At 64.3% G+C, this 13801-nt stretch carries 13 protein-coding genes; 8 read left to right on the top strand and 5 right to left on the bottom strand.

Features of this window, described 5'->3' with window-relative positions:
- Window positions 1–227: 227 nt before the first annotated feature.
- The 6 genes from G7026_RS01825 to G7026_RS01800 are packed head-to-tail and all read left to right on the top strand — an operon-like array spanning window position 228 to window position 6982.
- Entirely contained in the window at window positions 228–905 is a 678-nt protein-coding gene (locus G7026_RS01825) for an RDD family protein (RefSeq protein WP_258190140.1), read from the top strand.
- Complete coding sequence (locus tag G7026_RS01820; protein WP_181068933.1) at window positions 902–1882, top strand: stage II sporulation protein M; 981 nt, start codon at window positions 902–904, stop codon at window positions 1880–1882. The genes G7026_RS01825 and G7026_RS01820 overlap by 4 nt, the downstream gene beginning before the upstream one ends.
- Window positions 1869–3446 carry a DUF4129 domain-containing protein gene (locus G7026_RS01815; RefSeq protein WP_181068932.1) on the top strand — a complete coding sequence of 526 codons (1578 nt, stop codon included), beginning with the start codon at window positions 1869–1871 and terminating at the stop codon, window positions 3444–3446. The genes G7026_RS01820 and G7026_RS01815 overlap by 14 nt, the downstream gene beginning before the upstream one ends.
- Window positions 3443–4621 carry a DUF4350 domain-containing protein gene (locus tag G7026_RS01810; RefSeq protein WP_181068931.1) on the top strand — a complete coding sequence of 393 codons (1179 nt, stop codon included), beginning with the start codon at window positions 3443–3445 and terminating at the stop codon, window positions 4619–4621. Before G7026_RS01815 ends, G7026_RS01810 begins: the two co-directional genes overlap by 4 nt.
- The gene (locus tag G7026_RS01805; protein WP_181068930.1) at window positions 4618–5634 is read left to right on the top strand and encodes an AAA family ATPase; all 1017 of its coding nucleotides are present in this window, start codon (window positions 4618–4620) and stop codon (window positions 5632–5634) included. The genes G7026_RS01810 and G7026_RS01805 overlap by 4 nt, the downstream gene beginning before the upstream one ends.
- A gap of 16 nt (window positions 5635–5650) precedes the next feature.
- On the top strand, window positions 5651–6982 hold the full coding sequence (locus G7026_RS01800) for a DUF58 domain-containing protein (protein WP_181068929.1): 1332 nt from the start codon (window positions 5651–5653) through the stop codon (window positions 6980–6982).
- A gap of 4 nt (window positions 6983–6986) precedes the next feature.
- Here G7026_RS01800 and G7026_RS01795 read toward each other — a convergent pair whose 3' ends face one another.
- The 3 genes from G7026_RS01795 to G7026_RS01785 are packed head-to-tail and all read right to left on the bottom strand — an operon-like array spanning window position 6987 to window position 8320.
- Window positions 6987–7430, bottom strand: a complete 444-nt coding sequence (locus G7026_RS01795; protein WP_181068928.1) for a PilZ domain-containing protein — start codon at window positions 7428–7430, stop codon at window positions 6987–6989.
- Window positions 7431–7485: 55 nt separating this feature from the next.
- Complete coding sequence (locus G7026_RS01790) at window positions 7486–7911, bottom strand: DUF4124 domain-containing protein (protein ID WP_308811743.1); 426 nt, start codon at window positions 7909–7911, stop codon at window positions 7486–7488.
- 31 nt (window positions 7912–7942) lie between these two features.
- The gene (locus G7026_RS01785) at window positions 7943–8320 is read right to left on the bottom strand and encodes a tetratricopeptide repeat protein (protein WP_181068926.1); all 378 of its coding nucleotides are present in this window, start codon (window positions 8318–8320) and stop codon (window positions 7943–7945) included.
- 154 nt (window positions 8321–8474) lie between these two features.
- On the opposite strand from G7026_RS01785, the gene pyk reads away from it, so the two are divergent.
- Window positions 8475–9926 (top strand): pyruvate kinase, encoded by a 1452-nt coding sequence (pyk, locus tag G7026_RS01780; RefSeq protein ID WP_181068925.1) that lies wholly within the window; start codon window positions 8475–8477, stop codon window positions 9924–9926.
- 47 nt (window positions 9927–9973) lie between these two features.
- Here pyk and G7026_RS01775 read toward each other — a convergent pair whose 3' ends face one another.
- Together G7026_RS01775 and G7026_RS01770 are read right to left on the bottom strand one after the other, a co-directional pair.
- Window positions 9974–10903: an iron-sulfur-binding ferredoxin reductase gene (locus G7026_RS01775; protein ID WP_181068924.1), complete on the bottom strand. Its 930-nt coding sequence runs from the start codon at window positions 10901–10903 to the stop codon at window positions 9974–9976.
- Complete coding sequence (locus G7026_RS01770) at window positions 10903–12030, bottom strand: GGDEF domain-containing protein (RefSeq protein ID WP_181068923.1); 1128 nt, start codon at window positions 12028–12030, stop codon at window positions 10903–10905. The genes G7026_RS01775 and G7026_RS01770 overlap by 1 nt, the downstream gene beginning before the upstream one ends.
- A 199-nt stretch (window positions 12031–12229) precedes the next feature.
- On the opposite strand from G7026_RS01770, the gene G7026_RS01765 reads away from it, so the two are divergent.
- Window positions 12230–13753, top strand: a complete 1524-nt coding sequence (locus G7026_RS01765; RefSeq protein ID WP_181068922.1) for a fumarate hydratase — start codon at window positions 12230–12232, stop codon at window positions 13751–13753.
- Window positions 13754–13801 lie beyond the last annotated feature (48 nt).

Below are 13801 nucleotides of genomic sequence, written 5' to 3'. Positions count from 1 at the left end.
CGACGCGAACCGCCCTTGGGACCCTACTTGCCAACGTTCACATCGCTCGCAACCGCTAAACCATTCCATTGCCAGCCACCAGCTCGGGCGTGCCGCAGCGTCGCCCAGTCGGCATATTGCCAGTCTCCAATTGATTCCCGCTGCGGTGCCGCATAGCATCTGCCTTTGCTCGACGCCTCGAACGAGTCCACTCTTTGTTACCCGCCAGTTCTTCATCTCCAGAGCCGTTGGACAACAGTCACAAGGTCGAGACACCGGAAGGTATCGATCTCGTGCTGCGTCCCGCCGGGCTGGTGCCGCGCGCCCTGGCCTTTGCCCTGGATCTGGCCATACGGGGTGCGATCCTTGGCGCCCTCGCCCTGCTACTGACTCTGCTCGGGAAATTCGGCATGGGGCTCGGCGCCATCGTCCTGTTCCTCGTTCAATGGTGGTACATGGTGCTGTTCGAAGTGCTGAACCAAGGGCGCACGCCCGGCAAGCAATGGATGGGGCTGCGTGTGGTGCACGACGACGGCACGCCGATTGGCTGGCCCGCCTCCCTGACACGCAACCTGCTGCGCTTCGTCGATCTGCTGCCCTTCGGCTATTTCCTCGGCGCCCTCAGTTGCCTGGCTCATCCTTCGTTCAAGCGCCTTGGCGATCTGGCGGCCGGAACCCTGGTGGTGTATCGCGAGCAGCCGACGAACCGGCCGCAGCTGCCGGACATCGAAGCCATGCGCGCGCCCTTCCCGCTGACCCTTGACGAACAGCGCGTACTGATGAGCTATGCCGAGCGCCAGGCGGGACTGTCCGCACCCCGGCGCCAGGAGCTTGCGGCGATCCTGGCCGAGCCCCTGCAAGTCGCGCCGGAACAGAGCGAGGCGCGTATTCAAGCGATCGCCCGCGGCTTGCTGGGCCCGACATGAAGCAGAACCTGTTCGAAGCCCGGCATCAGAAGGAATGGCAGCGCTTTTCGGCCCAGCTCGACCTGCTCGAGCGCGGCCGCAAGCCGAGCGAGCCGACGCACGACTTTCCCGCCGCCTACCGACAGATCTGCCAGCACCTGGCGCTGGCCGAGTCGCGCGGCTACAGCAGCTACCTGATCGACCAGCTCAGGCAATTGGCGATGCGCGGCCATCAGCAGTTCTACCGCCATCGCAGTCATTTGCTGGCCGACCTGCTGGGGTTCGTCCTGAGCGGTTTCCCGCGTCTGGTGCGCCACGAATGGCGCGCACTGCTGGCCGCCAGCCTGCTGTTCTATGGCAGCCTGGCGCTGATGGGTGTGCTGGTCTATCTATTCCCGGACCTGGTGTACAGCCTGATGGGCGCCGATCAGGTGAGCCAGATGGAGTCGATGTACGACCCCGACGCGAGCCGTCTCGGTCGTTTCTCCGAACGCGGCTCGGGCGATGACTGGTTGATGTTCGGCTACTACATCATGAACAACATCGGCATTGCCTTTCAGACCTTCGCCAGCGGCCTGCTTTTCGGCATCGGCACCTTGTTTTTCCTGCTGTTCAATGGCCTGACCATCGGCGCGGTCGCGGGGCACCTGACCGAAATCGGCTATCACCAGCCCTTCTGGTCGTTCGTGATCGGTCATGGCGCGTTCGAACTGACCGCCATCACTCTCGCCGGAGCGGCAGGATTGAAGCTGGGCTGGGCCCTGCTCGCCCCTGGTCAACGCACCCGGGCGGAGGCGCTGCGCATGGCGGCGAAACGGGCCATCGGTCTCATCGCCGGCGCGGTGATCTTTCTTCTCATCGCTGCGTTCGTGGAGGCTTATTGGTCGTCGATGACCTATACCTCGGCGACCGTCAAATATCTGGTCGGAGCGGCGCTCTGGGTATTGGTCGGACTCTATCTGTCACTGGCCGGACGGGGTTCGCATGCGCCTGAGTGATGCGACCATGGCGATCCGCCCCCGCAGCGCCTGGGAAGCGCTCGACCTCGGCGTCCTCCTGGCGCGGCGCCACGCACCGCGCCTGATGCTCAGTTGGGCATTGCTGACCTTGCCGGTGTTCGCCGTGCTCAGCCTGGTATTCTGGCGATACCCGAGTGTCGCGTTTGTGCTGTTCTGGTGGTTCAAGCCGCTCTATGAACGCCTGCCTCTGCTGATTCTTTCCCGCGCCCTGTTCGGTAACACGCCAACCCTCAGGCAAAGCCTCAAGGCGTTGCCGTCCGCCCTGCGCAGCCAATGGTTGGCCAGCGTTACCTGGCGCCGCTTCAGCATGACCCGCAGTTTCGACCTGCCGGTGGTCCAGCTCGAAGGGCTGTCCGGGCGCGCAAGAAGCCAACGTCTCGGAGTTCTGGCGCAGCAAAGCAGCGGCACGGCCACTTGGCTAACCATCGTCGGGATGCACCTGGAGACTGCCCTCTGGCTGGGCCTGCTCGGGGCGCTGTACTTCATGCTGCCGGCTCAACTGATGGATAACTGGAACTGGAGCGATCTGCTCGGCGATGGCCAGGAATGGCTCTGGCTGGAGCATCTGAGCAACCTGTTGTATGTGCTGGTACTCATCGTCTGGGAACCGATCTACGTGGCCTGCGGCTTCAGCCTCTACCTCAACCGCCGCACGATTCTGGAGGGCTGGGACATCGAACTGGGCTTCAGGCGCCTGCAGCAGCGGCTGGCCGGTATCGTGCCGGCGCTGCTGATCGCGATCTGCCTGTGGACCGCTCTGCCGGTGAGCGATGCCTTCGCCCAACAACCGGCCGCCACGCAGGAAGCCAAGCGGGACAGCGACGAAAGCCCCAAAGCCCAACGCCTACTCAGCCAGCCGCTCACCAGCAAGACCTCCAGCGAGCAGATCCAGAAGATTCTCGATAATCCGCCCTTCGAACACCGAGAAACCGTCACGCGCTGGCGGCTTGGTGACGAACAGCAGGATGCGGACGATGAAAAGGGCAAAGGCCTGTTCGAAGCGCTGTCACGCCTTCGCGATATGTGGAAGAGTCTGGAGGCCGTCGCCCAGGCGCTGGAAGTGATGCTCTGGGCCGCGCTGATCGCCGGCCTCTTCATGCTCTGCTGGCGATATCGTACGTGGCTGCAGGTGTTCGGTTCACGCTTCGGGCTGACACAACGCCCAACGCCAGAAGCTCCAACGCAACTCTTCGGCCTGGATCTCGAGCCCCGGAGCCTGCCGTCGGACGTGGCCGGCGAAGTCGAACGACTATGGGCCGAGAACCCGCGCGCAGCACTTGGCCTGCTCTATCGTGCGCTGCTCAGCCGTCTGGTGCACGCTCATCGACTGCCGCTGAAAGACGCCCATACCGAGGGCGAGGTGATCGCCCAGGTAAGCCAGCTGGACCAGCCGCCGCTGCATGATTTCGTCCAGTTGCTGACCCTGCACTGGCAGAACGCGGCGTACGGCCATCGCATGCCCGCCGCATCGGTCAGGGACCAGCTCTGCAGTACCTGGCGCAGCCTGTTCGAGGCAGGCCATACGCAGGAAACCGGGTCATGAGCTTACGGATCAAGCTGACCCTCGCGCTGGCGGCCGCCGTGCTGGTCGGCCTGCTGGGTTTCTACCTGCAAAGCAGGCTGCAACCTTACGAGGAAATCATCGAGCACGGTCCTGCGCCCGAGGCCAAGGCCAACCCCTATCTGGCGGCCGAGGCGTTTCTACGCGAACAGGCCATTGCCACCCGGCGCAATGACGATCTGGAAGCCGTCAAGGGACTTCCCGGCCCCGGCAATACCCTGCTGCTGCTCAGCGACCGGAGCCGCATGAGCCCACGCCAGTCGCGCCAGCTGCTGGAGTGGGCCGCGAGCGGCGGTCATCTGATCGTTGTCGCCGAGCGCCTTTGGGACGAGGAAGCACGCAAGAGCGGCGACCTTATACTCGACAGTCTCGAGCTTCAGCAGTACGAAACCGATGAGCTGACAGCCGAAGACGCCAGCAAAGCCGCGGATTCCGCCGCTGCCGAGCCCTATCCCGAACTGACCAAGCTGTATTTGGAAAACGAACAGGCGCCCGCCTACCTTGCCTTCGACACCGGTTATCACCTGTACGACGCCGGCAATCGGGCACACGCCTGGGCCAACAGCGCAGGCGCCACGCACATGCTTCAGCTGCAACATGGCGATGGCCTCGTGACGGTGCTGACCGACGCCTGGATCTGGCAGAACCGCAAGATCGGCCAGTACGACCACGCCTGGCTGCTCTGGTACCTGACCCAGGACAGCGCGGTGACGCTCATTTACCGTGCCGATCACGAGAATCTGGCCCGCCTGCTGCTGAAGCATTTCCCACAGGCACTGACAGCCCTGCTGCTGATGCTCGCCCTGCTGCTCTGGCACCATGCCCAGCGCCAGGGCCCGATCCTGGTTCCGGCGAGCCCCGCACGCCGCCAACTCCAGGAGCATCTTCGCGGAACGGCGGACTTCCTCCTGCGCCGCAGCGGGCCACAGCGCTTGCTACAGAGTCTGCAAAAGGACATCCAGCGGCGAGCGCGCCACCGGCACCCCGGTTTTGAACGCCTCCCGGTCGCGGAACAGTGGCAGGTACTGGGCCAGCTGAGCAGGCTGCCGGTCAACGCCATCAGCCAGGCGATGCGGCCCGTGGCCGCAGAACGCATTCGTCCCCTCGATTTCACCCGCCAGGTCGCCCACCTGCAAAACCTCAGGAATGCCCTATGAGCGAACAGACTCCCGAATCGACCGCCAGCACGCCGCCGGCGGCGACGCCAAGCAGCCAGCGCGCGCGCGCCAGCCAGCTCGTCCAGGCTCTCAACCAGGAGCTGCACAAGGCCGTGATCGGGCAGAACGAGGTTGTCGAGGGCGTGCTCACAGCGCTCATCGCCGGCGGCCACGTCCTTATCGAAGGGGTTCCGGGCCTCGGCAAGACGCTGCTGATTCGTGCACTGGCGCGCTGTTTCGGCGGTGAGTTCGCCCGCATCCAGTTCACCCCTGACCTGATGCCCAGCGACGTCACTGGCCACGCGGTCTACGACCTGCAGAGCGAGCAGTTCAAACTGCGCAAAGGGCCGGCATTCACCAACCTATTGCTTGCGGACGAGATCAACCGGGCGCCTGCGAAGACGCAGGCCGCTCTGCTCGAGGTCATGCAGGAACGTCAGATCACCCTCGAAGGGCGTGCGCTGGCCGTACCGCAACCCTTTCTAGTGATGGCCACGCAGAACCCCATCGAGCAGGAAGGGACCTACCCGCTGCCCGAGGCAGAGCTCGATCGTTTCATGCTGATGCTGCGCATGGACTACCCGCAGGCCGAGGAAGAGATGACCCTGGTACGCCAGGTGACGCGGTCGGCCAAGGGCGACATGCTCGACGTCGCCTCGCTGCGCAGCCTGTTGCAGGCCCGAGACATCCTCGCGCTGCAGAAGATCGCCGCCGACCTGCCCGTCGACGAGCAAGTGCTCGAATATGCCGTGCGGATGGCAAGAGCCACGCGCTCCTGGCCCGGCCTCACCCTCGGCGCCGGCCCGCGGGCCTCCATCGCCCTGGTGCGCGGCGGCCGAGCACGCGCCCTGCTGCGCGGTGGTGAGTTCGTCACCCCGGACGACATCAAGGCCTGCGCCCTGCCCGTGCTGCGCCACCGAGTGCGGCTATCGCCGGAGCTGGATATCGAAGGGCTCTCGGCCGACCAGGTGCTGCGCCAGCTGCTCGACCAGATTCCGGCGCCGCGCCTGTGATCCGGACGCCACGCCCATGAACCCCTCCCGCCGGTTGATCATCCTGACGGTCGCCCTGCTGCTGCTCGCCGTCCTGCTCGGCGCATTGCCGGCCCTGGGCATCGCCTTGCCTCGGGCGCTGGACGGTCTGTGGTGGAGCTTGCTGCTCGCCATGCTGGCCATCGCCGCGTTCGACGCGCTGCAGCTGCGGCGGTTGCCGGCGCCCGAGCCGACGCGGAGGCTGTCGGGTAATCTGCCGCTTGGCCGTAGCAGCGAGGTGCGCCTGGAATTCCACCATCGCTTCGCGCAGCCGATCACCCTCGAGGTGTTCGACCATGCACCGCCTGGGATGACGATCGAACACCTGCCGCAGCGGATCACGCTGCGGCCCGGAGAGCGCGGCGAGCTCGGCTACTTCCTTCGCCCGACCCGTCGCGGCCATTTCACCTTCGAGACCTGCGAGATCCGCCTGCCGAGCCCGCTGGGCCTCTGGCGAATGCGACGCCTGCTAGCGCTGCCCGCCCAGGCACGGGTCTACCCCGACTTCGCCAGGCTGCACGGTGCGCAACTCACCGCGGTGGACAACTGGCTCAGCCAGCTCGGCGTCCGGCAGCAGCCTCGCCGTGGTCTCGGAATGGAATTCCATCAACTGCGCGAATTCCGCGACGGCGACACACTCCGTCAAATCGACTGGAAGGCTACTGCGCGCAAGCGCACACCGATCGCCCGCGAATACCAGGACGAACGCGATCAGCAAATTCTTTTCATGCTCGATGGCGGCCGGCGGATGCGCAGCCAGGATGACGAACTCTCGCATTTCGATCATGCCCTCAACGCGTGCCTGCTGCTCAGCCATGTCGCGCTGCGCCAGGGAGACGCGGTCGGCATTTCGGCCTTCGCCACGCAGCAGCCACGCTTCGTCGCCCCGGCCAAGGGGCCGGCGCACCTGAACAGCCTGCTCAACGCCCTGTACGATCTGCAGAGCAGCACGCTTGCGACGGACTTTGCCACTGCCGTCGACGCTGTACTGGCCCGGCAACGCCGGCGTGCGTTGGTCGTACTGGTGAGCAATCTGAGGGACGACGATGACGCGGAGCTGCTGACCGCGGTGCGCCGCCTTTCGCGCCAGCATCGGGTCCTGGTGGTCAGTCTGAGGGAAGAAGTGCTCGACCGGCTGCGCAGTACACCGATCGAGGGATACGAGCAGGCGCTCGCCTATTGCGGCACGGTCGATTACCTCAATGCACGCAACACCCTGCACGAGCGGCTGATAGCCCATGGCGTACCGGTTCTGGACGTCCGCCCTGCCGAGCTAGGCCCCGAGATCGTCGCCCGCTATCTGGCCTGGAAGAAGGCCGGCACGCTCTGATCCTTTACCCGCGCTCAGCGCGCCGGGTCGGCGCTGACTCGATCGGTTCCATATAGCCATCGTCCTCGCGCCACGCCGGGCTCGGCGAACCACCGGTGGGAACGAACGACTGGAAACTGAAGTAATGCTGTAGCGCGTTGATCATGCCGACGAACTCGGCCGACGGCGCGATCAGGGCGAAGCCCGAATCGAAGCTGCCCGGCGTCACGTCTTCATGAGTCCACTGGCAGGTCGCGGAAAAGTCCACATAACGAAGGCGCCCCTCCTGGCCGGGGATTTTCAGGCGCATGTCGAACCGCGCATTGACCAGCATGGGATAGGGGCTGATGAGCATCAGCCCTTTCTCCGACAGGTTGCCGATGAATCCCATCGGCTTGTCGGTGATACGGTTGAAAACCTTGAGGTAATAGGGCAACTGGTGTCGTTCGATACGCCGTTGGTTGAGCATGATCTGACCTCCCCCACCTGCTGCCAGTATGGCTGCTGCATTACTTTACGGCCAGTCAGCCGCTACAGTCCCGGCTGATCCTGCCTGCCAAATATTGCCGCGCAGACTCGACCTGAGTCTCGCTGTAGTACTGCCGCTCGCCGCGCTCGTCGGTGCTAAAAAAACGCCCGCCGTCGGCCAGCTGCGCAAGCTCGCGGCGAAAACGCTGGCAGCGCTCGTCACGCTCAGCCCGGACCTTCTGCGCTTTCTCCCCGGCTGCCTGCTGCTCCTGGCGCCGCGCCTCGAACAAGCGCTCTGTCCGCTGCAGGCGTTCATGCGCCGCGTCGTCCCGCTCCATTACCTGCGGCTTGACCTCTACCCGCTCGGCACCAGCCGGTGGGTTCTGACCAAACTGCACGCGCCCCTGCTCGTCGGTCCAGCGATAAATCTGCGCCGATGCGACCAAAGGCAACGCCAACGCAATCCACAAGAACAGTCGCACAGAATCCCTCCTTGGCTTCGTCCGCGAGCACTCAAGGCTTGGCTGGACGCACCTTTGCCGGCTCGCTTGGCTGATAATGCCCCAACTGTCGCAGCGTCTCCAGCCTGGCGCGCGAACGGAAGGCATATTCGCTGGCCGGGTAGCGGGTGATGATGAACTGGTAGGTCTGCGCGGCGTCGACGAACAGCCCTTGACGTTCCAGGCACTGGCCGCGCAACAGCGAAATCTCCGGCTGCAGGTAGCTGCGCGATCGGCTACGGCGTTCGGCCTGGGACAGCTCGAGCATGGCCTTGTCGCAGTCGCCCCTCTCGTAATGCTGATAGGCATTGTTCAAGTGGCGGTCGAGCGAGCTCTGGGTGCTGCAGCCAGTGGCTAGAATGGCCAGGGTGAACAGAATGAAAATGCGCATGGGGATCCTCCGTTGAGGACGTTATCGACCGGCCGGGCAGAATCTGCAGCCGCTCCTGCCGTACGTGCCATGCCCAAAGAGTAGTGCCGCGCAACAATGACTACAGCGCCAGCGCGTAGTAGCCTCCAGGCCAGCCAGAACAAGGAGTCTTTGCATGACCTCGCGTCGTACCAAAATCGTCGCCACCCTCGGCCCCGCCAGCAATTCTCCGGAAGTGATCGAACAACTGATCCTTGCCGGGCTCAACGTTGCACGCCTCAACTTTTCCCACGGCACGCCGGACGAGCACAAGGCTCGAGCGCGCCTGATCCGCGAAATCGCCGCCAAGCACGGGCGCTATGTGGCGCTGCTCGGCGACCTGCAGGGCCCGAAGATCCGCATCGCCAAATTCGCCGACAAGCGCATCGAGCTCAAGGAAGGCGATCTGTTCCGCTTCTCCGTCACCCATCCGCGCGACGCCGGTACCCAGGAGGTGGTCGGTATCGACTACCCGGACCTGATCAGCGATTGCTCGGTCAACGACGAGCTGCTGCTCGACGATGGCCGTGTAGTGATGTGCGTCGAACACAAGACCGCCGACGAGCTGCACTGCAAGGTCCTGATCGGCGGCCCGCTGTCGGACCACAAGGGCATCAACCGTCGCGGTGGCGGCCTGACCGCCCCGGCGCTGACCGCCAAGGACAAGGCCGACATCAAGCTGGCCGCGGAAATGGAACTTGACTACCTGGCCGTGTCCTTCCCCCGCGATGCCGCCGACATGGAGCTGGCGCGCCGTCTGCGTGACGAGTCCGGTGGCACGGCCTGGCTGGTCGCGAAGATCGAACGGGCCGAGGCCGTGGCCGACGACGAAGCGCTCGATGGGCTGATTCGCGCCAGCGATGCGGTGATGGTGGCGCGCGGCGACCTAGGCGTCGAGGTTGGCGACGCGGAGTTGGTCGGCATCCAGAAAAAGATCATTCTGCACGCGCGTCGCTACAACAAAGCGGTGATCACCGCGACCCAGATGATGGAGTCGATGATCGCCAACCCGATGCCCACCCGCGCCGAGGTCTCCGACGTGGCGAACGCCGTGCTGGACTACACCGACGCGGTGATGCTCTCGGCCGAAAGCGCTGCCGGTGCCTATCCGGTCGAAGCGGTCAAGGCCATGGCCCGGGTCTGCCTCGGCGCCGAGAAGCATCCCACCAGCCAGAAATCGAGCCATCGCCTGGGCCATAGCTTCGACCGTTGCGACGAGAGCATCGCCCTGGCGGCGATGTATACGGCCAACCACTTCCCGGGCGTCAAGGCGATCATCAGCCTGACCGAGAGCGGTTTCACCCCGTTGATCATGTCGCGCATCCGGTCGTCGGTACCGATCTATGCCTTCGCGCCGAACCGCGAAACCCAGGCTCGGGTCGCGCTGTTCCGCGGCGTGTACACCATCCCGTTCGACCCTTCCATCGAGCGCAGCGAAAGCGTCAGCCAGGCCGCGGTGAACGAACTGCTGCAGCGCGGCCTGGTTCAGCCGGGCGACTGGGTGATCCTGACCAAGGGCGACAGCTACCACACCATCGGCGGCACCAACAGCATGAAGCTGTTGCACGTTGGCGAAGCGCTGGTCTGATCGAGCTGACGGTACCAAGCGGAGCGCCTCTGGCCCCTCCGCTTTTTTTATGCGTCGTGCTTTGCAGACACGAAGGTGTCACTGAATATCTGGCCACGCGGCAAGCCGGTCATGAACAGACGCCGTGAAGCCGCCTCGACGAAGCCATCCCCCCCACAGAGCAACGCGATAGTCCGCCGCGAGGTCGGTTGCAGCGAGGCGAGCCATTCCTGCCCTTCCTCAACCCGCTCCACCTCTACCTGCGGTTGCGACAGGGCCAGCGCCTCCAGCGCCTCGCCCAAATAGCCGTAGCCAACATGAATCAGCCGGATCGGCGCCGTATGCCCCTGACGCAGCGCCTCGCGAAGGATCGCCCACAGCGGCGCGAGACCAGTCCCGCTGGCGAGCAGGAGCAGCGGCTGATTTTCCCAGAGCGGATCGTAATGCAGCGCCCCGCCATGCAGGTTGCCCAGGCGCAAGGTATCGCCCAGCGAAAGATGGCGCACAGCCTCGCTGAAGGCTCCGGGGTTGCGACAATCCACATGAAACTCCAGCCAGGCATCCTCGGCAGGAAGACTGGCCAGCGAATAGGGCCGGGCGACGCCCTGTTCGGTCCAGAGCAGAACATGCTGGCCGGCGTTGTAGCGAAAGGGCCGCTGGGGCTGCAAGCGTAGCCGGGCGATGCCCTTGGCTGGCCAGTCGAGGTGCTGCACGTTTGCTGGAATGCCTTCTCGCTCGGGATCGTAGACCTCGACGTTCAGGCTCTCGCGGACGCGGCACTGGCAGGCCAGACGCCAGCCTGCCGCACGTTGGTCGAATGGCAACGCGTCTGGTCTGGCATCCTCGGGTTGGCCTGCGGTACAACGCACCATGCAGGCATGGCAACTGCCGGCACGACAGCTATAGGGCACACGATGACCGGCGAGATTGAGCGCATCGAGCAGATTGGCACCCGCCTCGACCGACCAGCACTGCCCGGCGCAGCACAGCTCAGGCATCACACTCTACCCCAGGATGCCTGACAGCGATTGCGCCCGCTGCGCTTGGCCTCGTACAGCGCCTCGTCGGCATGCTGCAGCGCCGCTTCCAGATCGTCGTTCGCGTTCAGCAGGGTCATGCCCACCGACAGGCTCAGCTGCGAAGCATCGACATTGGTATCTGGAACTTCGGCCGCAGCGAAAGCTTCGCGCAGACGCTCGCAACAGGCCGTGAAAGTCTCCGGCTCGGTATCCGGCAGCAGCAGGACGAACTCTTCGCCACCGTAGCGGGCCAGAATGTCGCCCTCTCGCAGGCAGCCCCGGGCGATGCTGGCGAAGCACTGCAGCACCAGATCTCCGGTGGCGTGGCCATGCACATCGTTGATGCGCTTGAAATGATCCAGATCGATCAGCGCCAGGCCCGAGCGATGTCCCGGTCGAAGGCGCCTGATATCGGCCTCGGCCAGCTTGATGAAATGCCGCCGATTGAACAGTCCGGTCAGCTCGTCGGTAGATGCCAGGTCTTCGAGCTGGCGCATCATTCCACGCAGCGTCTCCTGATGGGCCTGCAAGGCGAAACGCCGCTGCCGCATCCGCTGGCGCATCTGGTACAGGTAACTGACGAAGAGGCTCATCCAGACCAGCATCACCAGCAGCACGCAGGCCTCTAGCAGCGCGAGTTTTGGCTGTACCAGCACCCGATTGAAGTGATCCCACAGGTTGAGCCCGGCATAGCTGCAAAACGCAAGGGCTGCGCAGCGTACGAAGACCAGGGGTCTGAGGCTGAAGGCGGCGAACAGCAGCACCAGGATATAGAGGACGATCAGCGAGCCACGGGCCTCGCCCAGATGCGCGAGGAAATAGGTCAGCCAGAGCAGCCCGACCAGGACCTGAGGCTCGGTCAGGCTCGGGTCCTCGAAGCGGAGGTTGAGCCCACTGCGGAAGAAATAAAGGAAGACCAGTTGACTACCGACAATCATCCCGCCGGATGCTACCGCCGTGCTGGCCGGTGCCTGGTAGAACCCGCCGACTACGGTCAGCCAGGTAAGCAGTAAAGCCAGCGCATAGGTTCCTGCGGCCATGCCGAAGCGTTTGAGCAGCAAAAGCTGTAGCGCCTGCTGAGCCCCGTCATCGCGCATCACGCCCATGGGGTCCATCCCGCAATATCATTTTGATAGCAAAATACGTCAAAGCCAGACGAAAACCTAGTGCGCATCCCTTCTCTCCTGCGGCTGTGTCCATTCAATGCAGCGCGCTATACTGCCGCGCGTTTTTCCTGCGAGAGCACGCCAGCTGCCTGGCTCGGCGTGCCTCGGTTGTTCCCGCCCCCCCTAGAGGACGCGCAGCATGACCGTGATCAAGCAAGACGACCTGATTCAAAGCGTCGCCGATGCCCTACAGTTCATTTCCTATTACCACCCCCTCGACTTCATTCAGGCCATGCACGAAGCCTACCTGCGTGAAGAATCTCCGGCTGCACGCGATTCCATGGCTCAGATCCTGATCAACTCACGCATGTGTGCCACCGGCCACCGCCCGATCTGCCAGGACACCGGCATCGTCACCGTGTTCGTCAAGGTCGGTATGGACGTCCGCTGGGACGGCGCCAGCATGAGCCTCGACGACATGATCAACGAAGGCGTGCGTCGGGCCTACAACCTGCCGGAGAACGTGCTTCGAGCTTCGATCCTCGCCGACCCGGCGGGTTCCCGCAAAAACACCAAGGACAACACCCCGGCGGTCATCCACTACTCGATCGTGCCCGGCAATACCGTGGAAGTCGACGTGGCGGCCAAGGGTGGCGGCTCGGAAAACAAGTCGAAGATGGCCATGCTCAACCCGTCCGACTCGATCGTCGACTGGGTGCTGAAAACCGTACCGACCATGGGCGCTGGCTGGTGTCCGCCGGGCATGCTCGGCATCGGTATCGGCGGCACCGCCGAGAAAGCCGCGGTAATGGCCAAGGAAGTGCTGATGGAGCCGATCGACATCCACGAACTCAAGGCTCGCGGCCCGCAGAACCGTATCGAGGAGCTGCGCCTGGAGCTGTTCGAGAAGGTCAACCAGCTCGGCATCGGTGCCCAGGGCCTGGGCGGCCTGACCACCGTGCTCGACGTCAAGATCATGGACTACCCGACCCATGCCGCGAGCCTGCCGGTGTGCATGATCCCCAACTGCGCAGCCACCCGCCACGCGCATTTCATCCTCGACGGCTCCGGTCCCGCCGAGCTGGAAGCGCCGCCGCTGGACGCCTACCCGGATATCGTCTGGGAAGCTGGCCCGTCCGCGCGCCGGGTCAACCTGGATACCATCACGCCGGAAGAAGTACAGGCGTGGAAGCCGGGCGAGACCCTGCTGCTCAACGGCAAGATGCTCACCGGCCGCGACGCCGCCCACAAGCGCATGGTCGACATGCTCAACAAGGGCGAGCAGCTGCCAGTGGACCTCAAGGGCCGCTTCATCTATTACGTTGGCCCGGTCGATCCGGTCGGCGACGAAGTGGTAGGACCGGCCGGCCCCACCACCGCGACGCGGATGGACAAGTTCACCCGCCAGATCCTGGAAAGCACCGGCCTGCTCGGCATGATCGGCAAGTCCGAGCGCGGCCCGATCGCCATCGACGCGATTCGCGACAACAAGGCGGTCTACCTGATGGCCGTCGGTGGCGCTGCCTACCTCGTGTCGCAGGCGATCAAGGGTTCCAAGACGCTGGCATTCCCCGAGCTGGGCATGGAAGCGATCTACGAATTCGACGTCAAGGACATGCCTGTCACGGTCGCCGTGGACACCCAGGGCGAATCGGTGCACATCACCGGCCCGGCGATCTGGAACAAGAAGATCGCGGAAAGCCTGGCGGTGGAAGTGCAGTAACCCACCGGCAATAAAAAGCCCGGCCTTGCGCCGGGCTTTTTATTGCGC

It is taken from the genome of Stutzerimonas azotifigens (genome assembly GCF_013522725.1).
GTDB classification, from domain to species: Bacteria; Pseudomonadota; Gammaproteobacteria; order Pseudomonadales; family Pseudomonadaceae; genus Stutzerimonas; species Stutzerimonas azotifigens_A.
The sequence above is the reverse complement of the archived record's forward strand: the minus strand, read 5'-3'. Positions and strand labels throughout refer to the sequence as shown.